The sequence below is a fragment of the Acidimicrobiales bacterium genome (assembly GCA_035536915.1).
Classification (GTDB): domain Bacteria; phylum Actinomycetota; class Acidimicrobiia; order Acidimicrobiales; family JAHWLA01; genus JAHWLA01.
The window spans coordinates 18,648-42,132 of the sequence record DATLNE010000029.1 but is presented as its reverse complement, the minus strand read 5'-3'; the positions used below and the strand labels follow the sequence as shown (position 1 = coordinate 42,132).

The following is a 23,485-nucleotide window of genomic DNA, read 5'->3' as shown; positions in this document are numbered from 1 at the left end:
TGATTGCCCGGATGCGGGACGGCAGGAGACCCTGCGACGTGGTCAACGCCAACCCGATCACGAGTCCGAACGACGCTCCGACAAGCGCTTGCGCCGTCACCGCGCTGCCCCGACCTTCGGCGACCGTGCGTCCTCGACGTACCCGACAGCCTCAAGCCTCGACTTCGTGGATTCCTGGAGCATCGTGGTCGTACGAGCTGCTTCTCCATTCGAGTCAGGGGCGAAAATCTCCCCGGTGACGACGTGTTGGCCTTCGGCCCGCACGACCTCGCGAATGGATGAAACGACACGGCGCCCCGAGGGCAGGCGAACGAGATGCACGCTGAGGTCAATCCCGGCGGCCGCCATGTAGACCGCCCTCGACGGGTCCAGCGAGTGCCGGTGAGAGTCCAGGGCAAGTGCCGCAATCCGCGTGAAGACCTCGGCTGATGAGTTTGCGTGGATGGTGGACATGCAGGACGCGCCGCACGTGTACGCCTTGAGTAGCGGCACCACCCCGTCGTCGAGCGCCTCGCCGAGGATCAGCCACTTCGCGGCCATCCGCATCGCTCGGTTGAGAAGCACCGAGCACGACTCGTCGCCGACACCCTCAACGTTCATGTCGCTGGCTTCCATCGCCGTCATGTCGGGATGGAAGTCCGGGAAGAGGTCAAGATCGAGTTCGAAGGAGTTTTCGACGGTGACGATTCGATGGAGCGGCGAAATCGCGTTGCAGCACGCCCGAAGAAGCGTCGTCTTGCCGGTGTTCTGTCCTCCACTGATGAGGATGTTCATCTCCGCACGGACGGCGGCGCGGAGGAACTCGGCCACCTCGACGGTGAGCATTGGCTGGTCGGCCGTCACGAGTTCGTCGAGGCTGGGGCACAGGAAGTGGTGGCAGCGAATCCAGACCTCGGGTTTCTTGGTGCGCCACCCAATCGCGGTGCAGCGGCTTCCCTCCGGGAGCCGGAACGTCGTGTACGGGTGCGTGCTGTCGAACCGCCTGCCGGCGATGACGGCTTGACGACGTACCCATGTCGTCAACTCGTGCGGACTGGCCACGATCGGAGGGAGCTCCTCCTTCGTACCGTCGACCAGGTCGAGGAATACCGGGCCTGCGCCGGCGACGTGGACGTTGACTACGTCGTGCCGGCTGAGGATGGCCTCGAACGGGCCGAGCCCGAACAGCCAATCAAAGATGGCCTCCGTGACACCGGCCTCCTCCTCCTCCCGAAGTTGCGGTTCGCCGCGCTGGTGCCGAGCGTCTGCGAACTCATTGAGAACGCCCTTGATGACCTCGCGGGCGATCCGCTCCACTTCGACCCGCCCGAGTTTGGCGCCGCTCTCACGCTCCCGCGCCCCGCGCCGATCACCGAGGCGCATTCCTGCGGTCATTCGCAGCTCGGCTAGTTGAGCCGTCGGTACGTTGTGCTTCCGCGGCCCGTCGGTTCTCATCCCACGATCCTTCGGCCGCCGTCGCCTGTTAGGCCGTCGGCGGCGCTGAGGTCGTCCGCGGATCGACGCACGTCGTGCTCGTCGTCTCCACGCAGAGCACGCGCGAGGCTTCGAGCGTCCTTCATCAGCTCGGTACCGCGGCCTTGGTCTCGTCCGTAGAGCACATCGACCCCCTGCACGTCGAAGGCCAGCGTCCCAAGCAGCGGAAGTCCCACCATCCGGGCAAAGTCGTCGGCGCCGTAGGGGCCGGCATCAACCACGACCAATCTCGATCGCTCGACGACCTCCGGAACGGCCGCCTCTATGGCGCGAAGGCGGTCCTTCAGGTGAGCGACTCCTTCAGGCCCCGGTCGGGCGACCCACACGACCACCCGGCTGGCTGCTGCGAGCGGCAGCGCTGGCGACCTCGGCGACAGACGCCCCAAGTCGACAAGCACCGAGGTCGGCGCGGAAGCTAGGTGGGCTGCGAGTCGGTCGGCCAACGCTCGGAGCGCGGCAGTTGCCTGAGCTTCCGACGCTGGCGCCGCAAGGAGTTGGAGATGCTCACGCAGCGACTGCGTGTGGGCCATGAGGACAGTGGCATCGACGACGTGCCTGGCGGCCGGGGCGAGCGTTTCGAGGCCAGTCGCCTTGCGTTCCAAGCGCGCCGCCAAGTCGCCGCCCGCCGGGTCCGCCTCTACTACCAGCACAGGGGCGTTGTCCGCACTCGCGGGCACCCCCTGCCGAGTGCGAATGAAGCGGCGAGTCGGCCTCCCCGTGGAGTCCGGGCGCGCCATCCCGACGGCGATAGCCAAGCACGCCGTCGTGGCGCCGGGGGAATGTTTCGCGGAGGCGAATGAAGCGCAGATGGCCATTTTTCACACGGACCCGACGACTGCCAGCGAGATTCGACCGGCCGCTGCTCCGGCGGCCACGGCGGCCGACTTGTCCACTGGGACGACAAGTGACACCACGATGCCGCCTTGGCCACGTTCGGTTTCCCGAGCCACCGACCGCACCCGCGCGTCAGGAACCAGGGTGGACGGCTCTTCGGGCCTGGACGCGCTTGCCGTGCGCGCCTCCACGACTCGCACCCGGTCGCCGGCACGCAGTTCGATCGGGTACATCCCTGGCTTCAATGCAATGCCCACGACCGCCTCGTTTGCACCCAACGCGGCTGGCGCTTCGTCGAGAGCGTCCCACGCAAGGGTGGTGCCCGGGACGAGCGTTACCTTGGCGACCTTGCCGACGACTTTCGTGCGGTCGCGGGCCGCGACCGGGTCGATGCCCTGATCCTCCGGCAGCTTGACCTCGCGAACATCACTTGCCTGGATGACCTGCCCCGCGGCGACGGGCCGGGCCACGGCCAGGACCGGGTGGCGCTCACCGATGCGGGTGAACACGATGACCCCCGCTATCACGAGTGCGAGCACGATCACCCCCCTCAAGCCGATGCCGTAGTAGTTGACCGAACGGCTGGTCCCCTCCACCGCGGCGTCATTGCTCGCCCGACGACGCGCGAGTTCTTCGACCCTGGCCAACCTCTACGCTCCGTTCCTCGTGTTGACGGCTTGGATTTCGCCGACGCGAACGTCAACGGACTCGCCCGTCCGCGACACCCCAGCGAGCGGACCCCCACCGGGCGCACCAGTGACTGACCAACTGATGGCCCAGTGCACCGTGACCTTCAGGGCAAAAACGTCGCCGGGTTGACCTGCCGAACTATGCCGGTAGACGTAGGAACAGCTGGTGTCCTGATCCGCTTCGGACTTTGCCGGGTCGTAGGGCACGCCCGGACCAACGCACTCGACCGTGCCTCCGTCGCCCATTGTCCAAGTGACACCCGTGGGCGTAGCGGCCACCGTCACCGAGAGCCCCGGTACGGACGCCGTGGCCGACGCCGGTCGCCACGCCGACTGGTCCACCCAAAGCAGCGATCGGAAGTTCACGGTTTGCTGTCCCGGTGGGTTCAACGTGGGCCTCAGGCTCGGCATGACGAGTCGAGCTCGGGCTTCGTTGCGGAGATCCTCGGCCGACTTCGGCTTGCTGTAGACCATCCCGCCCGTGTGCCCGCCATCACCGTCAACGCAGTCGTAGTCGAACCACTGGCCCGTGCCGTCTACGACGATCGGTGTGCCGTCGGGCGAATAGACGACGGTTCCCGGAGGCAGGTTTGCAGGCTTGTACGTGCATTGCACCGTGGACGGTGATCCGCCTCCTCCCGACTGCTGCGACCCGTCGGAGCGTGCGATCACGTCACATACGGTTCTTCCGCATTCCACGCCGCCGCCGCGCTCAGCAGCGGCGGGCGACGCAGTCGCCAGGAGTACAACCGCCAACCACAAGGGCACGGAGATCGCTAGATGGCGCATTCGCCCTCCAGTTCGACATCGGCCACCTTCCAAACGCCTGCCACGCGTTCGAGACGAACAACCTTCAGCTCGCGCTTGTCGTCAGCGGAGTCGATCACGGTGTTGTCGTCCGCGTCATAGGTCTCGCCTGCGTCGAACATGCAGTCCCGGATCGTCGCCTTGTCGCCATCGACCGTGATCTCGGGGTCGGGATCGTGCTCTACCGGCGGGCCTCGGAAGAAGACTCCGCGTGGCCGCTGATTGCTGAAGTAGTGCAGTAGCTCGTTGTACTGCTGGCCTGTGGCGTGGAGGCCCACCTTCGTATCGAAGTCAGCCCGGTCGAACACCCTGCTGACTTCCGTGCCGAAATCGATGTACGCCCGATAGAAATCCCGGTACGTGTTGAACGCCACAACCCGCTCGTCATCCGGGACCGATACGACCGTGGACGTTGGGCCCGCCGTCGACGTGGTGGTCGGGGGAGATGCCGAGGACGGCGATCGGTCGGCTCGGCAGCCGGCAGACCCCAAGACCACGAGGAGCACGCTCGCGGTTGCGAGGCATCGGAACGTTCCTTGGCGACCCACAAGGGGGAGCCGTCTGAATCGGACCACTAACCCCTCCAAGCCCGCGAGGGGGATAACCGTCGCCGCCGCAGCTACCCCCAGCTGCCTTCTGCTCATTGCGTTTACACGTGTACCACGCTCCGTGAGAAATTCCAACCGTTTCCTGTGGAAATGTCCCATTTGCGGGCGCTGTTGCGCTGTCGCCGTTTGCTCCATGTCCCAGTACGGGCTTCGACGCTCCGTGATCGGAACCGCCGGTGCCGGTCGGGCACAGGCCATCGCCGTCCGTGCGCGCTCCACCTTCCCGCTGGCGGGGAACCTCGGTGAGTGGAAGTCGGGATGGGTCATGCCGTTTGAGCCTCCTCATCGTCATCGGGGTGGGAGCCGCCGTCACCAGCTCGTTCGATCGGTCTCGCCCGTGGAACCGGTAGCCGCGTCGGACCCGGGCCGCGCTCGCGATTTTCCAAACGAGCAAAGTCCACGACCTTTCCGCTTGGCCGCACCGCGGGGGCGGCGGTGGCGAGAGTGCCCCGTACCTCCCAACCCAGCCCCGCCGCCCACGCCTCCACGCTTTCCAGGGTGAGTTGAAAGCGTCGGCCATGGTCGTGTCGCACCAGGGTTCCCTGGACGGCCAGGTCCGATAGCTGACGGAGGTTGAGGCCGGTGATACTGGCGATGACACGCGCGTCGATGAGTGGCCCGGGGTCGACGGCCATGGGCCGCCGTGCCGCCAAGACGGCCTCGACGGAAGCCTTGGTGACGTGGAGCGCCCCGAAGGCATCACGCTCCTCGTCGGCAACCAGCTGTCCCGTCCTCACCAGCCGCTGCGCGGTGCCGAAGGCGACCCCGAGCCGGTTCGCCGCCGCGCTCACGCGCATTGACCGTCCGAACAGGGCCGAAAGCCGAGCGAACTCGGCGCGCACCGCGGCAGCTTCCTCGGGGGTCAGGACCAGCTCGGCGGGCGGCGGGCCCTCCGCAGTTCGGGCCAGCCCAAGACGCCGGAGGCTCCGGTAGGCGCGGTAGTACCCGCAGCCCAGTTCATCGGCCAGGTCCCGCAGCAGGACACGTCCCGCCAACCGGTCGCGCACCGCCTCCACGTCGGCCAGCCGCGCTCGACGGCGGGTGTTGCCGAACCGGTCGGTGTCGGTGACCGACGGAACGACCTGATCGCGCATCCATCGTCGGGCGGTTCGCTCGGCGATGCCGACCTCGGCCGCTACTCGGACCGCGTCGCACCACGGGTTGTCGCCGTCACCGGGCTCCACCTGCCAGCCCGCTTCCGCCAGGACCGCATCGACATGGGCGGCCCGGCCGGACAGCGGATTGGCGCGACGCCACCTGATGCGACCCTCGGTCGGCACCATCAGGCTGCTCATCTGCCTGGTGATGTGGACCTCGAGCGCCCGGGCGATCTCCGTCAGCGGCCCCAACGTCGGATGGTCGAGGGTGTAGACGCGCGCGAAGACGTCGTCGCCGGCCTTGTGGCCCATGAACCGCCGCTTGGCCAGCTCGTCGAGGTCGGCGTCCCACGCCAGGTCGGTGGCCAACGACTTGCGGAGGTCGTGGGGCACAACGGCGAAGCCCGCGCTCTCCAGATCCGACCCCTCCTGTCGCAGGGCGTTCTCCAGCGCGCTGCGGAAGGCCGCCTGGCCGGCCCCCTCTCGACCGATCCAGGGAACCAGGCGGGCGTTCAGATCAACTTCGCCGGTGACGGGGTCGGTGTGGAACGCCGCCACGACCACCCGCAGCAGGGCCATGAGCACCTCGGGCACGAGGACGACTCGGTAGGAAGCGGCCCGTTTGAGGGTGTCTTTGGAGTAGACGGTTTCGGCGCCGTCGGGCGTGCGTGTCAGGAACGGACGGCCGCCTTGTCGTTGGACCACGAGCAGACCGACATCGCCGAGGTCCATCAGGTCGCCCACCCGCGGCCCGTACGCCTCGGAGATGCGCAAGCCGAGGACGCGCATCAGCCACAGCGTGGTTTGGTGGATCACATGCAGGTGGGCGGCCACCCGGGCGAGCTCAACGAAGGCGAGCGGCTGGCGCAGCCTCTTCCCTGCCTTCCTGCGACTGACCCTGGCATCTGGGGTGAGCGCGTTCACGCCACGCTCGAAACATGCGATTTGCCAGCCGTTGCACCGGCCCCATTCGAGGATCTCGTGGTGGACCCAGAGGATGCCGCGCACATAGGCGCGGCTGAGGGCGTCGGCGCGGTCCACGTCGAGGGCATGGGCCAAGGCGCTCACCGGGAGCAGCCATTGCCCGTCGAGGCCGCGGCGTGCCCCCAACAACTTGCCCGCCCTCAAGGCACGCCGAATCGTGGACGGTGACCGCTCGAAGACCGCTGCGGCCTCGCTGATCGAGAGCAGTTCGTTGGTGGGCAGCAGTGCGGCATCGACGTTGCGGTGCTCGGGCTCCTTGGCCAAGCGGCGCACGAACTCGATCAAGCGCCGGCGGGCTGTAGCCGCGTCGGACGGCACAGGGCCGGCGAAGGCGGGAATGAGGTGGTTATCGACAAGGGCGCGCACCGCGTGCTCGCGCTCGACGTCCGCCTTGCGCAGCTGGCCGTAGTGCTCGTTGAGCCAGCCGTAGGCCAGTTCCTCGAACAACGGACGCGGGTTCGCTTCGGGCGCGTCACCGGCCGCTCGTCCCCGGAAGATCGCCGGATCGGGGGGCTGCCTCCCGTTCTCGACCGCGGCGATGGCCGACAACAGCCATGCCTCGCGTTCCGCCTCCTCGTCGAAACTCGCCTCGATGCGTCGGCGCGAGCCCCGGGCCTCGGGGACGCTCGCGCACCAACGACTCCCCCGCTCCCAGCGGCTCCCGGTCAGCTTGCGGGGCATCAGGCCACCACCCGGGCCGGGCTTGCCCCGAGGGCGGCGTCCAGCGCACGGCGCAGGTAGGCAATCTCGTCGCGTCGGTCGGCCAACGCGGACGTCAGCCCCTCGATGCGCACATTCGCCCGCTCCAACTCCAGGCGCAGTTCCTCCAGGCGGCGCTCGGTCCTGGTCCGCCCGAGCGCGCCGTCGAGGTCGCGTTCGTCCCCGTCCGACGGATGCCAGAGCCCAGCGGAGATCAGGTCCTCGACGGGAATCTCCCAGCTCCCGTTGACGTCGTCCCGGCGCCGCGCTCCGGGGAAATGCCCACGGTTCCGGTGCCTGCGGATGGTGGTGTAATCGCAGCCGCAGAGCGACGCCGCCTCGGTCTGGGTCACATAGCGCTCGTCCCGGTACACGCTGCCAGCCACCTCACCCCCCACGCGCAGCTCGCATGGGCGTGCGGTGCTGGCCCTTACGCCGTGCCCTCGGAAGTACAGGGACCGCTCCGGTGCGGCGACGGGCTCCGGGGCGTCACGCCTGCCCCCGGGCACCCACCTGCGGCCCCGGGTCGCCGCCGCCTTCGCCGCCCGTACCTGGGCTGCCTCGGGCTGGGCATTGCTCGGGTGCCCTGGGCAGGGGGTGGTCAGGTCCCGATAAACGCCTGCCCTCTCCCGATAATCAGGGCGCAGCGCCGGTTCGGAACGACACGAAATGGACCGGACGGCCCCGTGATTCGGGGCCATCGGCCCCATGAGAGGGGTAGACGGGTGGAGGTGATGGGATTCGAACCCACGGCCTCAGCATTGCGAACGCTGCGCTCTGCCAACTGAGCTACACCCCCGTGGAGGGCACCACGTTAGTCGACGGCTCGGGGCACTCGTTCCTCGAGCGCGGCCTGCAGCCGAGCCTGGATCAGCGTCGTGGTCAGGTCGGCCCGGCTGCGCTCGAGCACCGCCCGCAACGCATCGGTCGAGCGCCGCAACCCGACCGTCAGGGCGTCCGGGTAGTCGACGGTGACCAGCAGGTCGTAGACGTCCTCCATGCCCCGCAGCAAGGCTTCGGCCCGCTCGGTCTCCCCCGCCCGCAACCGGTCGAGCAAGTGCCGCCGTAGCTCCGACGCCGCCTCGCACAGCCCGCACAGCCACGCCGCCGGTTCCACCCCGACCGACGCAGGCGGCGGCAACGACGATCCCCCCACCAACGCCGCCGTCAGCACGGCCTCGGCGTACTCCTTCTCGGCATCGTGCAGGAACCCGGCGAACGCCACCGCCGGGTGTGGGCGCAGCACCGTCTGCGCCTCTCGCAACGCCTCGGCCGCCTCCGTCGTGAACGAGGCAACCCGCTCCGCCTCACCCCGGTGCACGGCCCGGATCGCCTGCCCGCACGCCCGGATCGTGCGCCGGCACGCGGCCAGCCCAACTTCCCGAGCCCGGTGGGCAGCGTCGAGCGTCTCGCGGACCGGCTCGATCAGGTCGGCCAGCTCGTCGCTACGACCGAGCGCCAACCCCGACCCCGACCGCTCCGTCAGCTCAGTTGGCGGAGCGACGCAGGGCGAGCAGCGCAGGCTCCGGCGTGGCACCCGCGTGCGGGATGAACCGCAGCTTCAGCTCCCGCTCGGCCGCCATGTTGCGCATGCGCACCAGCACGGCGACGTAACCCACGAACAGCAGGTCGAGCACCACGTGCAGCCCCCACAGCACCCGCAGCGACGGCAGCATCCCCAGCACCAACGACCCGCCCATGGCGGCCAGCAGCCCGTACAGCACGTCGCGGCGCCGCTTCAGGGTGCGAGCCCGGCGAGCGGCCTCGGGCGACATGCGCATGGGCACGGCGGGCAGGCCGTAGCCGGTGGGGCGGGCCAGGCGCATGGAATGCGCAGGCGGCGTGACGAAGGGTCCGGTCCGCTGCAACACGTGCAACTGGCGACGGAACGTCCCGATGGAATCGGCGGGTCTGCCTTCGGCCCGGGCCCGCAGCATCGGGGGGACCAGAACGGCTGCCCAGATCACGGCGAGGAAAAGCAGCACCACGATGGTCAAAGCTCCTCGACCTACCTTTGCGACTCGGCGACGGTACCTCGGCCCTCTGTGGCTGCGGTGGATGGGGGGTGCAAGCCAGGCCGGAATTGAAGATCGGTAACTAGTTCTTTACTACGAACAGGCCGCGCGTTTCCACCCCTGCTCCAGGAACTTCCAGCTACAGGCCGGTCCCGTCGGCCACGGCTCGGCGGTACGGGCCCGACCGGCCGCCCGTCTTCTCCCACAGCGTGAGCTCCCCGATCGACATCGACCGGTCGCTCGACTTGCACATGTCGTAGATGGTCAACGCCGCCACGGCACACGCCGTCAGCGCCTCCATCTCCACGCCGGTGCGGTCGATGGTCTCGACCTGGGCCTCGACCTCGATGGTGTCGTCGCCGATGGTGAAGTTCACGTACACCGACCCCACCAGCAGCGGGTGGCACAGGGGGATCAGGTCGGGCGTCCGCTTGGCCGCCTGGATCCCGGCGATGCGGGCGGCGGCGAGCACGTCTCCCTTGGTGACGGCGTTGCTGGCCACCTTCCCCGTGGTCTCGGGCTGCATGAACACCTTGCAGCGGGCGATGGCCCGCCGGTGGGTCGGGTCCTTGGGCGTGACATCGACCATCCGGGCGCGGCCGAGGGGGTCGAGGTGGGTGAGGCCACGGTCGGACATGCCGAGAGAGTCTACGGCCCTACCCGCCGATCTGACTCATGGTGCGAGGCGGCCGTACGAACTGCACCTGCCCGATGGCGTGCCCCGCCCACTTGCGCCCCACGTCGGCCCGCATGGCCGCCGCCAGGTCGTCGTCGCCGGCGCCGCCCCGCAACAGCGACCGCAGGTCGGTCTCTTCCACGGCGAACAGGCAGTTGCGGAACTTGCCCTCGGCGGTGATCCGCACCCGGTCGCACGAGTCGCAGAACGGCTTGGTCACCGTGGCGATGACGCCGAAGGCGCCCTTGCCGTCGAGGTACCGATAGCGCGCCGCGGGCTCGCTCCCCTGCACCACGGCCTCCACCGGGTACACGGCCGAGATGGCAGCCACGACCTCGGTGGACGGCACGACCTTGTCGGCGCTCCAGTCGTCGTCGGCGTCGAGCGGCATGAACTCGATGAAGCGCGCCTCGACGCCCCGCTCCCGTGCGAACGTCGCCAGGTCGACGACCTCGTCGTCGTTGATGCCGCGCATGAGGACGACGTTCAGCTTCACGGGATCGAAACCGGCGTCGATCGCCGCGTCGATGCCGTCGACCACGGTGTCGAGGGCGTCCCGGCGGGTCAGCTTGAGGAAGCGGTCGGCCCGCAACGAGTCGAGCGAGATGTTCAGCCGGTTGAGCCCTGCGGCGCGCAGGTCGTGGGCCAGCTCACGCAGCTTGATCCCGTTGGTGGTCATGGCCACGTCGATGCCCAGCCGGGCCAGCTTCTCCACCAGCACCGGCAGGTGCGCCCGCACCGTCGGCTCGCCGCCGGTGATGCGGATGCCGTCGAAGCCGAAGCGCTCGACGCACACCCGCGCCACCCGCTCGATCTCCTCGAAGGTGAGGACCTGCTCCCGCGGCAGCCAGCTCATCCCTTCGGCGGGCATGCAATAGGCGCAACGGAAGTTGCAGCGGTCGGTGACAGAGACCCTGAGGTCGCGGACGACCCGACCGTGCGGGTCGACGAGCATGGCCTCAGGTTAAAGCAGCCACGCCTCTACGTCACCGCCGGGGGGAACGCCGTCGCCGTCGGGCACCAGCGCCAAGGCGTCGGCCAAGGCCATGGCCCGCAGCATGTGTGACCCCTGCCCGCCTGACGAGCGCACGTGCACGCGGCCGTCGGCGCCGTGCTCGGCTCGCACCCGTACGAAGTGGAGCTTGCCGTCGGGGTGGCGGGGCAAGCCGTCGTCGGCCACTGCTCGCACCGTGGGCCGGTCGAGCACGGGATGGCCTGCCATCTGCCGCAGCGCGGGCCGGGCGAACACCTCGAAGCTCACCATGGCCGACACGGGATTGCCGGGCAGGCCGAACACCGGCGTGCCGTCGATGGTGCCGAAGGCGAACGGCTTGGCGGGCTTGATGGCCACCTGCATCCATTGCATGGTGCCGCCGCTCAACTCGTCGAGCACGACCTTGACGAAGTCGAAGTCACCGACGCTGACGCCGCCGCTGGTGATGACGGCGTCGCACTGCGCGACCGCGGCGGTGAAGGCAGCACGGATGGCGTCGCGGTCGTCGCGGGCGATGCCGAGGTCGACGGTCTCGAAGCCCGCCTGTCGGGCCAGCGCCAGCAGGGTGGTGCGATTGGCATCGCGTATCTCGCCAGGCTTCAGGTCACGCGCCTCGGCGACCAGTTCGTCGCCCGTCGACAGCACGCCCACGCGGGGGCGAGTGAACACCGGCACCTTGCGCATGCCCAGGGCGGCGAGCACGCCGAGGTGGCCGGGCTGCAGGACGGTGAAGGCGGGGAACACCTCGTCGCCCGCCGCCATGTCGTCGCCCACCGGGCGCACGTGGTTGCCGGGCGCCACGGTGGTGCGGACGACGACGGTGCCGCCGTCCTCGGCCGTCGTCGTCTGTTCGACCATGACGACGGCATCGGCGCCAGGCGGGATCGGCGCGCCGGTCATGATGCGCACCGCTTCGCCCGGTCCCACGCTGACGTCGGGCGCCGCGCCGGCGGCGAGGGTGCCGACCACGGTGAGGGTGGCGGGAGCCTCCGCGGTGTCGGCGGCCCGCACGGCAAAGCCGTCCATCGCCGTGTTGGCGAACGGCGGGACCGGCTCGTCGGCCCGCAGCGGCACCGAGGTCACGCAGCCGAGGGCGTCGGCCAGCGGCACCGCGGTCGGGCGCAGCGGCACGCACCCCGCCAGCACCCGGGCTTTGGCCGAGGCGAGCGGGACCAGGCTCACAGGTTCTCGCGGCGGGCCAGGTCCGAGAGGTAGGCGCGGAAGTCGGGCCCGAGGTCGTCGCGCTTGAGGGCGAGCTCGACGGTGGCCCGCAGGTAGTCGAGCTTGTTGCCGGTGTCGTAGCGGCCGTGCTGGAAGACGACGCCGTACAGCTCGGGCAGCATGGCCATGGCGTCGGTGAGTTGGATCTCGCCGCCCTTGCCCGGCTCCACCTTGTCGATGAGGTCGAAGATGTCGGGGGTGAAGACGTAACGGCCCATCACCGCGAGGTTCGACGGGGCTTCTTCGGGCGAGGGCTTTTCGACCACGCCGGTGATGCGCACGAGCCCGTCGCCGACGGGCTCGACCTCGGCACAGCCGTACGACGAGATCTCGTGCTCGGCCACTTCCTTGAGGGCCACGACCGACGCGCCGTAGGTGGCATGGGCGTCGAGCATGCGGCTGAGGACGTCGGACGTCTCCATGATGTCGTCGGGCAGCAGCACGACGAAGGGCTCGTTGCCCACGTGCTGGCGGGCGACGGCGACGGCGTGCCCCAGTCCCTTGGGCTTGCCTTGGCGCACGTAGTGGAGGTCGGCCAGTTCCGTGGCGGCGTGCACCAGCGCCAGCAGGTCGTGCTTGCCGCTGGCTTCCAACTGCGATTCCAGTTCGGGGACGTGGTCGAAGTGGTCCTCGAGGCTCTTCTTGTTGCGGCCGGTGACGACGAGGATGTCGCGGATGCCGCAGCGGGCGGCTTCTTCCACGACGTACTGGATGGCCGGCTTGTCGACCACCGGCAGCATCTCCTTGGGCTGCGCCTTGGTGGCCGGCAGGAAGCGGGTGCCCAGGCCTGCGGCGGGGATGACCGCTTTGTTCACCGTCATCGCACGGTCCGTTCCTCGCGTCTCATCAAACGGGCGACGTTATCGGCGTGGCGGGCGACGATGAGCGCCGCCACCGCCACGACGACGGCGGACTCTGTCCCTGGGCCTCGGAGTACGAGCACGGCGGTCGGGATACCCAGTGCGATGACGAGCGACGCAACCGAGGCCCGTTTGGTGAGCTTGACGACGGCCAGCCAGACGACCGCGGCCACGAGCGCGACGACGGGCTCGATGACGAGGACGAAGCCGCCCGCGGTTGCCACGCCCTTGCCGCCTTTGAAGCGGCGGGTGACGGGGAAGCAGTGGCCGACGACGGCGGCGGCACCACAGGCGAGGGCAAGGGCGCGGCCGCCGAGGGCGAGGCCTGCGCCGGTGGCGACGGCGCCCTTGAAGAAGTCGCCTCCGAACACGAGCAAACCGGCTCGGCGGCCCGCCAGGCGGTAGACGTTGGAGGCGCCCGGGTTGCCCGAACCCTCTTGCGTCACCTGCTTGCCAGCGACGACGGTGGCGGTGGGGAACGTGCCCAGCGCATAGGCGGCGACCACTGCTGCCACTGCCGCCAACGCCATGTCGCCATGGTAGGGACGGGTGACGCGGCGGTACACTTGGCAGTCGATAGGCACGAGTGCCAGCCGGAGGACGCGACAACCGATGCCCACCTACGAATACGCATGCAAGAGCTGCGGTGAGCACCTGGAGATCGTCCAGTCGTTCAAGGACGACCCGCTGACGACATGCCCGACCTGCAGCGGCGAGCTGCGCAAGGTGTTCGGGTCGATCGGCATCGCCTTCAAGGGCAGCGGCTTCTACAAGACCGACAGCCGCAGGCCTGCCAAGAGCGAGAAGAGCGAGTCGTCGTCGAGCTCGACGTCGAAGTCCGAGACGAAGACCGAGTCGAAGTCCGAGACGAAGAGCACTCCCTCCGAGCCGAAGAGCAGCGCCGCTACCGCGTGATCGGCGTCTTCGGGGGTTCGGGGTTCTACTCGTTCCTCGACGATGTCAGCCATGTACCGGTGCACACGCCGTACGGGCCACCCTCGGCGCCGTTGGCGGTGGGCACAGTGGGCGACCGGTCGGTGGCGTTCCTGCCTCGCCACGGCGTGCACCACGAGATCCCGCCCCACCGGGTGAACTACCGGGCCAACCTGTGGGCCATGCGCGAGCTGGGCGTCCAGCGCATCATCGGCCCGTGCGCAGCGGGGTCGTTGCAGCCGTCGGTGAAGCCCGAGGACTTCGTCGTCCTCGACCAGTTGGTCGACCGCACCAACGGGCGGGCCGACACCTACTTCGACGGCGGCGTCGTGGGGCACGTGTCGTTCGCCGACCCGTACTGCGACGAGCTGCGGTCGGTGCTGCTGTCGGCGGGGTCGTCGGTGGGCGTGACGATGCACCCGCGGGGGACGGTCGTGGTCGTCCAGGGGCCGCGGTTCTCGACCCGGGCCGAGTCGCAGTGGTTCCGGTCTGCGGGGTGGGACGTGGTGAACATGACGCAGTACCCGGAGGCGTACCTCGCCCGGGAGCTCGGCATTTGTTACGGCGGGCTGGCGCTCGTCACCGACTACGACACCGGCCTCGAAGGGGTCGACGGAATCGAACCGGTGACCATCGAGGTGGTGTTCGAGGTGCTGCGGCGCAACGTCGACCGCACCCGGGCGCTGCTGGCCGCAGCCATCCCGGCGATCCCCGCTGAACGGGGGCGGTCGTGCCGGTGCGAGTCGGCCCTTTCCAGCGGTCCGCTGGCGACGTAACTTCTCCCTCGGCGCTTCCCCCTCCCGTCGGTTCTTCTCGGAGGAGGGCGCGCGCCCGTGTACCGGATTCGTCTGTTGTTCGCCCGTCGGCCGTGGCTGTACTGGGCGGTCGTCGCCGTGGTGTGCCTGCTGGTGACGATGGCGGTGACCGCCATGGTGCGCCATGCCACGGCGTCGGCTCGTTCGCTGGGGCGGTTGGTGGCGGTGCCGGTGGCGGCTCGACCGTTGGCGTTGGGGGCCGTGGTGGGCGAGGAGGACGTCTCGTGGCGGGAGGTGCCCGCAGGCGTGCTGCCCGGTGCGCCGGTGGAGCCGTCGCCGGTCGGGCGCACCGTGGTCGTGCCGGTGCTCGACGGCGAGGTGCTGCTGGCGGCCAAGTTTGCTCCCGCCGGGCTGTCGGGGGTCGCGGCGCTCTTGCCCGCAGGGGCGCGGGCGTTGGCGGTGCCGGTGGTTGCGGCCAACCCTTCGGTGCAGCGAGGCGACCGGGTCGACCTGCTGGCCGACTCGGAGGTCATCGCCGCCGACGCCGTCGTGCTCGACGTGAACGACGAGGTGGTGACGATCGCCGTGGTGGCCGACGAAGCGCCCCGTGTGGCGCACGCCCTGTCGACCGGCGTCGTCACGCTGTCGCTCGCCTCCCCCTACGAATGAACTGGCCCGAGGTCACCGCCCTGGCCGAACGCCAGCACGGTCTCGTGACGACGGCGCAAGTCGGTTCCCGCAATGCCGTCCAGTGGGCAATCTCCTCCGGGCGCCTCGTTGTCGTTCGGAGAGGCATCTACGCCGTTGCCGGCGCGCCTCCTTCGCCATGGCGCGACCTCGCGGCAGCACTGCTCAGCGTCGACGGTGTCGCCTCCCACCGATCGGCCGCGGCGCTCCATCGGCTGGCGGGGATTGCTCCTGGTGCGGTGGAGGTCACGGTGTTCAACATGCGGACGCCGCGCCTTCTGGGCGTAACGGCGCACCGCGCTTCGGTCCTCTACGCCGATGACGTCACGACGGTGCACGACCTTGCTTCCACGTCCGTGGCCCGCACCGTTGTCGACTTGGCGGCGAGCGTCGAACCCGTCGCGCTGCAGCGGATGCTCGACGATGGCATCGTGAGGCGGCTGTGCACGGCTGACGACGTCGCCCGGTGCCTCGATCGCTCGGAAGCACGTCGAGGGCGTCGGCGTCTCGTCCCGTTGCTCGACGCGCGACTGCGATCGGACTCCCACTTGGAGCAAGTGTGGCTGCGGCGACTCCAGCGAGCCGGGCTGGCGCCGGCCAAAACCGGCTTCCAACTTGTGATCGAGGGTCGGGTGCTCCTCCTCGATTTCGCATGGCCCGCAGAGAAGGTCGGGATCGAGGTCGACGGGTGGCGGCCCCACGCCACTCGACATGCCTTCGACAACGACCGCCTCCGCGACTTGGCCGCGGTGCGGGCCGGGTGGACGATCCTGCGCGTGACGTCGCGCACGCCGCCGTCGCAACTGTTCGCCACGCTCCGCCCGCTCGTTTGCCATTAGTGCGCGTGGGAACGCGCACAAGTGGCAACTCAGCGAAGGGGGGAGGCGGCGATGGCGAGGACGGCGATGCCGAGGGCGATGCGGTAGTTCACGAACGGGGTGAAGGAGCGGGTGCGGATCAGCTTCAGCAGGCCCCACACGGCCACGAAGCCGGTCAACCCGGCGGCGAGCATGCCCCAGACGAAGGCCGGGCCGAACCCGGGCGGGATGCCCTCGCCCGCCGCGAACACCTTCACGCCCTCGTACAACCCCGCCCCGCCGATGATCGGCAGGCTCATGAGGAACGACAGCCGAGCGGCGGCGTCACGGCCGAAGCCCAGGTAGCGCCCCATCGAGATGGTCGCCCCCGATCGCGACACACCGGGCTGCAGGGCTGCCGCCTGGGCGGCGCCCATGAGCAACGCCTCCCGCGCCCCGAACTCCCCCTCGAACCGGGTGCCGGGCAGCGAGTCGGCCCACCGCAGCACCAGGCCGAACACGATCAACATGACGCCGATCAACCAGATGGCGTCGTAGTGGAACGAGTCGAGCAGCACGCCTACGCACGCAGCGGGCACCGACGACAGCACCAGCAGCGCGGCCATCCGACGGTTGCCCGTCGCCAGCCGCCACACGTCGCCCCAGAAGTAGGCGAACGCTCCCACGAACGTCCCGATGTGCAGCGCCACGTCGAAGGTGCGGTTGAGCTCGGGGTTGCGGGTCAGCTCCTCCCACTCGAACAGCCACGGCACCAGCACCAGGTGGCCGCTCGACGAGATGGGCAGGAATTCCGACAGGCCCTGGGTGATCCCCAGGACGATGGCATGGAGGATCGGCACCGACGGTTCAGGCGCCGCTCATGCTCATGTCGCCCACCGCCAGCGTCACGCCGGCCGCCGACCCCGGCAGCCAGTCGATGTCGTTCCCCACGGCGAACACGTCGAGCAGCATGCGCTGGAGGGTGGAGGCGATGGTGATCTCCCGGACCGGCTCGCCCAGCGCACCGCCACGGATCAGCAGCCCCTCGGCGCCCACCGAGAAGTCGCCGCTCACCGGGTTCACCCCCGAGTGCACGCCGCTGATCGACTGGACCAACAGGCCGTCGTCGATGGACGCCACGATCTCGTCCTGCGAACGCTCGCCCGGCTCCAGGGCCAGCGCCCGCGCCCCCACCATGGGGCCACTCTTGAACCCGGCTCGCACCGCCGACGCCGTGGACGACACCCCCGCCCGACGCCCCGAGTAGGTGTCGTAGAGGAAGCGCTCCAGCACGCCGCCGCTGATGAGGCGGTTGCGGCGGCATGCCAAGCCCTCGGCGTCGTACATGGCGGCGCCGTAGGCCCGAGGGTCGGTGGGGTCGTCGGTGAGCACCAGCATCGGCGCGGCCACTGATTCGCCCATGCGGTTGGCAAACAGCGAACGCCCCTTGAGCACGGCCTCGCCGCTCAAGGTGCCCGCCAGGATCGACAGCAACGAGGCCGTGACCCGGGTGTCGAACACCACGGGCACGCGGGCCGAGGCGGGCTTGCGCGCCCCGAGCATTCGTGTGGCCCGCTCGATGGCGTCGACGGCCGCCTCGTCGACAACGAGGTCGGTGGGACCACGGCCGACCGAGTAGCCGCCGCCCGTCTGGGTCTCGGTGTCGTCGCCCGCCAGCGCGTACACCGACAGGTAGCAGGACGACCGCCGGTAGGCGGCGCTGATGCCGCCGCTGCTGGCGATGGCGACGTCGACCATGCCGTCGCCGTACTCCGACGAGTGGATCGACTTGATGCGGCCGTCGCCCGCCTTGACCCGCCGCTCCAACTCCATGGCCAGTTCGACCTTGCGGTCGGTGGGGAAGGCGGCCAGGTCGTCGCGCCACAGGTCGAGCTCGGCAGCACTCACGCCGTCAGGGGTAGCCAGTGCGAGGTGCTCGTCGGGCGTGCCGAAGGCAGCGTTGTCGCGGGCCTCGGCCAGCGTCTCGCCCACCACGTCCTCGTCGAGCGACCCGGCGTAGGCGAAGCCCTGTCGCTGGTCACGGATCACCCTGATGCCCACGCCCGCCGATGCGGCCGACGACAGGGACTCGACATCGCCGTCGTAGACGACGACCTCGGTCTCGCGGCCAGAGGCCGCGTACACCTCGACCTGTTCACCGTCGCGCGCCCAGCCCGCAATGCGGGTCGCCAGTTCCAGCAACTCGCTCATGCCGCGGTCCCCCCGACGGTCACGCCGGAGATGCGCAAGGTCGGCTGGCCCATGCCGACCGGCACCTGCTGGCCGTTCTTGCCGCACATGCCGCCGCCTTCAGCCATCTCGAAGTCGGACGCCACCGCGTCGATGTTGCGCAGCACCTCCGGGCCGTTGCCGATGAGGTTGGCGTCGCGCAGGGGATCGGTGATCTCGCCGTTCTCGATGAGGTACGCCTCGGTCATGCCGAACACGAAGTCGCCGGTGGCGGTGTTCACCTGGCCGCCGCCCATCTGGGCCACGAAGACGCCGTGCGGCGTCTGGCGCACGAGTTCGGCGGGGTCCTCCTCGCCCGCCAACAGGTAGGTGTTCGTCATTCGCACCATGGGCAGCGACTGGTAGGTCTCTCGGCGTCCGTTCCCCGACGACGGGCGGCCGGCTTTGCGAGCCCGCAGGAAGTCCCACATGTAGTCGGTGAGCACGCCGTTCTCGATGAGCACGTTGCGCTGGGCGGGTCGGCCCTCGTCGTCGATGGCGAAGGTGCCCCACTGGCGGCCCAGCGTGCCGTCGTCGACCAGCGTGACGTTGGGCGCCGCCACCTGCTCGCCGACCTTGCCGTGGTAGACGGACGCCTTCTTCTCGATGGCGTCGGCCTCGAACCCGTGGCCGCACGCCTCGTGGAACAGCACGGCGCCGCGCCCCGCGCCGATGACGACGGGGACGAGCCCGCTGGGCGCGGGCCGGGAGCGCAGCTTGGTCAGGGCACGGTTGGCTGCGGCAAGGGCGACCGTCTCGACGTCGACCTCGTCGAACACCTCGAAGCCCATGGTGCGCCCGACGCTCTCGTAGCCGGTCTGACGGCCGGTGTCGCCGTTGGCCACGGCGGTGACGACGAACTTCACCCGCACGACGTCGTCCTCGGCCAGCAACCCGTCGGAGTTGGCGACGAGGATGCGGCGGCGGATGTCGCCGTAGCCCGCGCTGACCTGGGTGATGGCGCCACCTGCCGAGCGCGCCGCGGCGTCGGCCCGTTGCAGCAGCTCGACTTTGCGGGCCTTGTCGACCGACTCGGGCAGCACGGTGGGCTCGTAGGGACGAGGCGCCGACTGCCGGGTGAGGGCGATCTCGCGCACCCCGCCGCCGCCTTCCCGGGCCGCGGCGCCCGCCGCTTCGGCGGCGGCCCGCAGGCCTGCTTCCGACAGGTCGGCGGTGTGGGCGAACCCGGTGGTCTCGCCCACGACCACCCGGATGCCCACGCCGCGGTCGCGCCCTGAGGTCAGTTCCTCGACTCGGCCGTCGTCGAGCCGGGCCGACGAGGCGCGCCGGTCCTCGGCGAACACCTCCGCGAAGTCACCGCCTCGCCGCAAGGCTTCGCCGAGCACGCGTTGGATCACCGACTGATCGAGCAAGGGTCCTCCGAGGGGTTTGGCCCGCCGCCGCGGGTGAGCCGTATCGTACCCCTGTGCCCTTGCGTGCAGGACTGGCCGGACGAGCCACGATGACGGTGGCCGACGGCGACACCGCGGTGGCCCTGCGCTCCGGGCAGGTGCCGGTGCTGGCGACCCCCCGGGTGGTGGCGCTGGCCGAAGAGGCCTCGTGCGTGGCGGTCGACGGCGAGCTCGAGGCCGGGCAGACCACGGTGGGCATGCGCGTGCAACTCGACCACCTGGCCCCCACGGCGGTGGGCGGCGACGTCACCGCCGAAGCGGCCCTCGAAAAGATCGCGGGCCGCCGGCTGGTGTTCACCGTCTCGGTCTCCGACGACCACGGCCTGGTGGCCGCCGGGAAGATCACCCGGGTCGTCGTGGAGACCGAGCGCTTCTTAAAGAAGACCCACTAGGCGTCGGAGGCGAGGAAGTACACCGGCTTAAGCGGAAGCAACCGCCGCTCGGTCTCGTCGATCGCCTCGTAGTACTGCACCCACAGGTCGAACAGCTGCTCGAGGTTCACCAACGTGAGACGGCGGTTCTCCTGCCCTCGCGCCTCCCGCTCGGCGTCAGAGGTGAAGCCACCGGACGACACGAAGATGCCGATGTCCTGGGTGCCGAGCAGCGCCATGAACGAGCGGATGTCGTCGACGGTCGACTTCGTCTCCGCTCGCCGCTTCACCTGGACCTTGATCCTCGGTCCACTGGCGCCGAGCGGATCGGTGTAGGCGACGATGTCGAGCCCGCGGTCAGGACCGGGCGGCGAGACCCACGCCACGTGATAGCCCATGCCGCGGAGCAGCGCAGCGACGAGATCCTGGAACTCGTAGGGGTTCATGTGGCGCAAGTAGTCGGCGATCTCGCGCCACGCGTTCTCCTCGGCCTCTTCGAGCGTGGCCGCCGCGCTCTCCTCGGCCGCCTCGTCGAGCGCGACCTCTTCCTCGGCGATCGGCGCAGGCCGCGCTTGCTCCCACTCGCGGTAGAGACGTGAGGACTCCCGCATCAGCTCTGCCGGGTCCGTGAAACGACTGAGCGCGGCTCGACCTTCGTCGGTCACCGTCCAGATGCCCTTGTTCTTCACCATCCACCCGGCCTTGACGGCATTGATGGTGTTGAAGCGCAAGATCTTCTCGAACCGGCGGACCCCACTCGCGTAGTAGCCGCGTTCGAACTCGGACGACCCCACCATCTGCTCGACGCGGCTGATGACCTCCTGGGCATGCACGCCCTCGGGGTGCTCGCTCAGCACCTCCAGGACCGCCCGCACCATCTCCCCTTGGCGTTGCCTCGTGATCTCGGCCATGGCTCAGGCCAAATTGGACGATCGGGGGTACATCACTGCGGGGTCGGTCATCACATTGACCAAATACGGCACGCCTGAGGCAAAGGCACGGTCCAATGCGGGGCCGATGTCGCCCGGCCGTTCGACCGTCTCGCCCGCCCCGCCCAGCGCCTTCACCACTTCGTCGTACCGGGTCGGTTGCAGGTCGCACGCCACGTCGTAGCCGTAGATCATCTGCATGGGGTGCTTCTCCAATCCCCAGATGCCGTTGTTGCCCACCACCATCACCACCGGCAACTGGTGGCGCACCAAGGTGTCGACGTCCATGAGGCTGAACCCGGCGGCGCCGTCGCCCAGCATCAGCACCACTTGCCGGTCGGGGTGCGCCACCCGGGCGGCCATGGCGTAGCCGAGCCCGGTGCCCAGGCAGCCCAGTGGCCCGGGGTCGAGCCAGCACCCGGGCTCGTAGGAGTCGACCAGCTTCCCGGCATACGACACGAAGTCGCCGCCGTCGCCGATCACCACGGCATCGCGCGCCAACCGAGGCCGCAGTTCGCCGTAGATGCGCGCCGGGTGGATGGGGTCGGCATCGGCCGACAGCTCGGCCGACTCGGCGGCTCGCTTGGCCGACTCCTCGTCACGCAATTTGGCGATCCACGGCTCGTGGTCGGCCCGTTCCCCGCTCCACTCGGCCATGCCGTCGAGGATCGACGACAGGTCGCCGGCAGGCGACACCGCAGCGGCCACATGGCCCGCCCGCTGACCCTCGCTGTCCACGATGTGCACGACCTGGGCGTCGCCGAACGACCCGAACGACAGCCGGAAGTCGAGCGGCGTGCCCACTACGACGACCACGTCCGCTTGCTTCAACGCACCGCGGGTGCGGGCGAACGCCAATTCATGATCGGCGGGCAAGCAGCCACGCCCTTGTCCGTTGACGAACGTCGGCACTCGCAACGACTCGACGCACCGCCGCAGCGCGTCCCAGGCGCCGTCCCACCACACATCGCTTCCCGCCACCACGCACGGCCGTTCGGCGCCCGCCACCAACGCTGCCGCCTGCGCCACCAAGTCGGGGTCCGGCTCCGTACCCCGGGGCATCGCGGCCACCGTATCGTCGGCCTCGGCGGAGCCGAAGATGACGTCGAGCGGGATGTCGAGGAACACCGGCCCGCGGTGCGGCGACAACGCCGTCACCACCGCCTCGTCGACCAGCTTGGCGATGTCCGCAGTCGTCTCCGCCGTGCGCGCCCACTTGGTGATCGGCGCCACCATCGGCACGTGGTCGAACTCCTGCAGCGACCCCGCCCCCCAGCGCCCGGCAGGCGCCCGCCCGCCGAGTACCACCAACGGCGACCCGTTCGACTGCGCAGAGGCGATGGCGCTCATCCCGTTGGTAACCCCCGGGCCCGCCGTCAGCACCGCCACCCCGGGCCGCCGGGTCAGCTTGGCCAGCCCTTCGGCGGCGAAGGTCGCCGTCTGCTCGTGACGGGTGTCGATGATGCGGTAGCCCGCCTTCACGCAGGCGTCGTACAGCGGCCACACATGCGCCCCGTTCAAGGTGAACACCTCGTTCACCCCGTAGGCGGCCAGCACGTGCATGGCGAGCTCGCCACCGTGTCCTTGCATCAACCGACCTCCTCCAAGAAGGCGGCGATCGCTCGCCACCACGACTCCGGTTGCTCGAACTGCGGGGCGTGCCCGGCGTCGGCCACGACCACCAAGCGGGCGTCGGGCAGCACCTTCGCCATGCGTTCGGACTGCTCGAGGAACGCCTCGTCCTGGTCGCCCACCACCACCAACGTGGGCACGTCGAGGGAGCGCAGGTGCTCGAGCCGGTCCGGGTGGTCGCGCAGTTCCACCGACATGGCCAGCCACATCTGGGGCGAGCACGCCAGCAGCTTGGCGTCGCCGAACTCGGCGTACCCCGGCCGCTCGGCCAACACGCGCTGGTGGGCAAGCGAGCCGAACATGCTGTCCTTGCCGTACTCGGCCAGCGCGTCGAGGCCGCCGTCGCGCACCAACTGCTGCCCCACCGCCACCAGTGCAGGGTCGATGGTGTCGACCGGGCCGTGGCCGGTGTTCATGAGGACGAGGGCCTGCACCCGCTCCGGGTGCGCAAGCGCGAACAGCTGAGCGGCCATGCCGCCCATGGAGTGGCCGAGCAGGACGAAGCGCTCCCAGCCCAGGCCGTCGACCACCGCGCCGATGTGGTCGGCGAAGCCGCTCAGGGAGTACGGCCCGTGGGGATGGGGGCCGGGCCCGTGGCCGGGCAGGTCGCCCGCCACCGCGTGCCAACCGAGCTCACCGAGCCGAGGGACGGCCTCGCCGAAGTCCTCCTTGGCGCCGGTGAAGCCGTGGACGAGGAGCAGGGGTCGTCCGCCGATGCCTGCCTGAAGCAGTTCCCCTCCCACATCCCCTCCGCGACGAGTTCGTCCGAGCGAGCCGAAGACC

General features: G+C 69.7%; 25 protein-coding genes and 1 tRNA gene. 5 read left to right on the top strand and 21 right to left on the bottom strand.

Annotated features, from left to right (window positions below; all coding sequences use genetic code 11):
• Window positions 1–96 precede the first annotated feature (96 nt).
• The 15 genes from VM938_07170 to plsY form a co-directional block, all read right to left on the bottom strand.
• Window positions 97–1,374, bottom strand: a complete 1,278-nt coding sequence (locus VM938_07170) for an ATPase, T2SS/T4P/T4SS family (protein ID HVF74812.1) — start codon at window positions 1,372–1,374, stop codon at window positions 97–99.
• A gap of 56 nt (window positions 1,375–1,430) precedes the next feature.
• A complete protein-coding gene (locus VM938_07165) occupies window positions 1,431–2,123 on the bottom strand; it encodes a hypothetical protein (GenBank protein ID HVF74811.1) in 693 nt (230 codons plus the stop codon).
• Window positions 2,124–2,291: 168 nt separating this feature from the next.
• Window positions 2,292–2,954, bottom strand: coding sequence for an SAF domain-containing protein (locus VM938_07160; GenBank protein HVF74810.1), 663 nt, complete (start codon window positions 2,952–2,954; stop codon window positions 2,292–2,294).
• A 3-nt stretch (window positions 2,955–2,957) separates the two neighbouring features.
• The gene (locus tag VM938_07155; protein ID HVF74809.1) at window positions 2,958–3,668 is read right to left on the bottom strand and encodes a hypothetical protein; all 711 of its coding nucleotides are present in this window, start codon (window positions 3,666–3,668) and stop codon (window positions 2,958–2,960) included.
• Window positions 3,669–3,772: 104 nt separating this feature from the next.
• Window positions 3,773–4,177, bottom strand: a complete 405-nt coding sequence (locus tag VM938_07150) for a hypothetical protein (protein HVF74808.1) — start codon at window positions 4,175–4,177, stop codon at window positions 3,773–3,775.
• 497 nt (window positions 4,178–4,674) lie between these two features.
• On the bottom strand, window positions 4,675–7,173 hold the full coding sequence (locus tag VM938_07145) for a hypothetical protein (protein HVF74807.1): 2,499 nt from the start codon (window positions 7,171–7,173) through the stop codon (window positions 4,675–4,677).
• Window positions 7,173–7,565: a helix-turn-helix domain-containing protein gene (locus tag VM938_07140; protein ID HVF74806.1), complete on the bottom strand. Its 393-nt coding sequence runs from the start codon at window positions 7,563–7,565 to the stop codon at window positions 7,173–7,175. Before VM938_07140 ends, VM938_07145 begins: the two co-directional genes overlap by 1 nt.
• A gap of 352 nt (window positions 7,566–7,917) precedes the next feature.
• Window positions 7,918–7,990: transfer RNA gene (locus VM938_07135), tRNA-Ala, on the bottom strand.
• 15 nt (window positions 7,991–8,005) lie between these two features.
• Window positions 8,006–8,653, bottom strand: a complete 648-nt coding sequence (locus VM938_07130; protein HVF74805.1) for a hypothetical protein — start codon at window positions 8,651–8,653, stop codon at window positions 8,006–8,008.
• A gap of 25 nt (window positions 8,654–8,678) precedes the next feature.
• Window positions 8,679–9,188 carry a hypothetical protein gene (locus VM938_07125; protein ID HVF74804.1) on the bottom strand — a complete coding sequence of 170 codons (510 nt, stop codon included), beginning with the start codon at window positions 9,186–9,188 and terminating at the stop codon, window positions 8,679–8,681.
• 157 nt (window positions 9,189–9,345) lie between these two features.
• A complete protein-coding gene (gene moaC, locus VM938_07120; protein ID HVF74803.1) occupies window positions 9,346–9,843 on the bottom strand; it encodes a cyclic pyranopterin monophosphate synthase MoaC in 498 nt (165 codons plus the stop codon).
• 19 nt (window positions 9,844–9,862) lie between these two features.
• Window positions 9,863–10,837, bottom strand: coding sequence for a GTP 3',8-cyclase MoaA (moaA, locus tag VM938_07115; protein ID HVF74802.1), 975 nt, complete (start codon window positions 10,835–10,837; stop codon window positions 9,863–9,865).
• Window positions 10,838–10,846: 9 nt separating this feature from the next.
• Window positions 10,847–12,058: a gephyrin-like molybdotransferase Glp gene (gene glp / locus VM938_07110; protein HVF74801.1), complete on the bottom strand. Its 1,212-nt coding sequence runs from the start codon at window positions 12,056–12,058 to the stop codon at window positions 10,847–10,849.
• Complete coding sequence (gene galU, locus VM938_07105) at window positions 12,055–12,918, bottom strand: UTP--glucose-1-phosphate uridylyltransferase GalU (protein ID HVF74800.1); 864 nt, start codon at window positions 12,916–12,918, stop codon at window positions 12,055–12,057. The genes glp and galU overlap by 4 nt, the downstream gene beginning before the upstream one ends.
• Window positions 12,915–13,487: a glycerol-3-phosphate 1-O-acyltransferase PlsY gene (plsY, locus tag VM938_07100; protein HVF74799.1), complete on the bottom strand. Its 573-nt coding sequence runs from the start codon at window positions 13,485–13,487 to the stop codon at window positions 12,915–12,917. The genes galU and plsY overlap by 4 nt, the downstream gene beginning before the upstream one ends.
• Window positions 13,488–13,569: 82 nt before the next feature.
• Here plsY and VM938_07095 point away from each other — a divergent pair, with 82 nt between their 5' ends.
• From VM938_07095 to VM938_07080, 4 genes are read left to right on the top strand one after another with little or no spacing between them, the layout of a single operon-like run.
• On the top strand, window positions 13,570–13,872 hold the full coding sequence (locus VM938_07095; protein ID HVF74798.1) for an FmdB family zinc ribbon protein: 303 nt from the start codon (window positions 13,570–13,572) through the stop codon (window positions 13,870–13,872).
• A complete protein-coding gene (locus VM938_07090) occupies window positions 13,869–14,666 on the top strand; it encodes an S-methyl-5'-thioadenosine phosphorylase (GenBank protein HVF74797.1) in 798 nt (265 codons plus the stop codon). Before VM938_07095 ends, VM938_07090 begins: the two co-directional genes overlap by 4 nt.
• A 57-nt stretch (window positions 14,667–14,723) precedes the next feature.
• Window positions 14,724–15,314 carry an SAF domain-containing protein gene (locus VM938_07085; protein HVF74796.1) on the top strand — a complete coding sequence of 197 codons (591 nt, stop codon included), beginning with the start codon at window positions 14,724–14,726 and terminating at the stop codon, window positions 15,312–15,314.
• Window positions 15,311–16,171, top strand: a complete 861-nt coding sequence (locus VM938_07080) for a type IV toxin-antitoxin system AbiEi family antitoxin domain-containing protein (GenBank protein ID HVF74795.1) — start codon at window positions 15,311–15,313, stop codon at window positions 16,169–16,171. The genes VM938_07085 and VM938_07080 overlap by 4 nt, the downstream gene beginning before the upstream one ends.
• A gap of 29 nt (window positions 16,172–16,200) precedes the next feature.
• On the opposite strand, the gene VM938_07075 is transcribed toward VM938_07080, so the two are convergent.
• The 3 genes from VM938_07075 to VM938_07065 are packed head-to-tail and all read right to left on the bottom strand — an operon-like array spanning window position 16,201 to window position 19,731.
• Window positions 16,201–16,989 (bottom strand): undecaprenyl-diphosphate phosphatase, encoded by a 789-nt coding sequence (locus VM938_07075; GenBank protein HVF74794.1) that lies wholly within the window; start codon window positions 16,987–16,989, stop codon window positions 16,201–16,203.
• A 7-nt stretch (window positions 16,990–16,996) separates the two neighbouring features.
• Complete coding sequence (locus tag VM938_07070) at window positions 16,997–18,340, bottom strand: TldD/PmbA family protein (protein ID HVF74793.1); 1,344 nt, start codon at window positions 18,338–18,340, stop codon at window positions 16,997–16,999.
• Window positions 18,337–19,731 (bottom strand): TldD/PmbA family protein, encoded by a 1,395-nt coding sequence (locus tag VM938_07065; GenBank protein ID HVF74792.1) that lies wholly within the window; start codon window positions 19,729–19,731, stop codon window positions 18,337–18,339. The genes VM938_07070 and VM938_07065 overlap by 4 nt, the downstream gene beginning before the upstream one ends.
• Window positions 19,732–19,784: 53 nt before the next feature.
• Here VM938_07065 and VM938_07060 point away from each other — a divergent pair, with 53 nt between their 5' ends.
• Window positions 19,785–20,162, top strand: a complete 378-nt coding sequence (locus VM938_07060) for a hotdog domain-containing protein (protein HVF74791.1) — start codon at window positions 19,785–19,787, stop codon at window positions 20,160–20,162.
• Here the strand turns inward: VM938_07060 and VM938_07055 are convergent.
• Genes VM938_07055 through VM938_07045 form a run of 3 tightly spaced genes read right to left on the bottom strand, consistent with a single transcriptional unit; the run spans window position 20,159 to window position 23,445 of the window.
• Entirely contained in the window at window positions 20,159–21,052 is an 894-nt protein-coding gene (locus VM938_07055; GenBank protein ID HVF74790.1) for a restriction endonuclease, read from the bottom strand. The genes VM938_07060 and VM938_07055 overlap by 4 nt on opposite strands.
• A 3-nt stretch (window positions 21,053–21,055) precedes the next feature.
• Window positions 21,056–22,660, bottom strand: a complete 1,605-nt coding sequence (locus VM938_07050) for an acetolactate synthase (protein HVF74789.1) — start codon at window positions 22,658–22,660, stop codon at window positions 21,056–21,058.
• The gene (locus VM938_07045) at window positions 22,660–23,445 is read right to left on the bottom strand and encodes an alpha/beta fold hydrolase (protein HVF74788.1); all 786 of its coding nucleotides are present in this window, start codon (window positions 23,443–23,445) and stop codon (window positions 22,660–22,662) included. Before VM938_07045 ends, VM938_07050 begins: the two co-directional genes overlap by 1 nt.
• Window positions 23,446–23,485 lie beyond the last annotated feature (40 nt).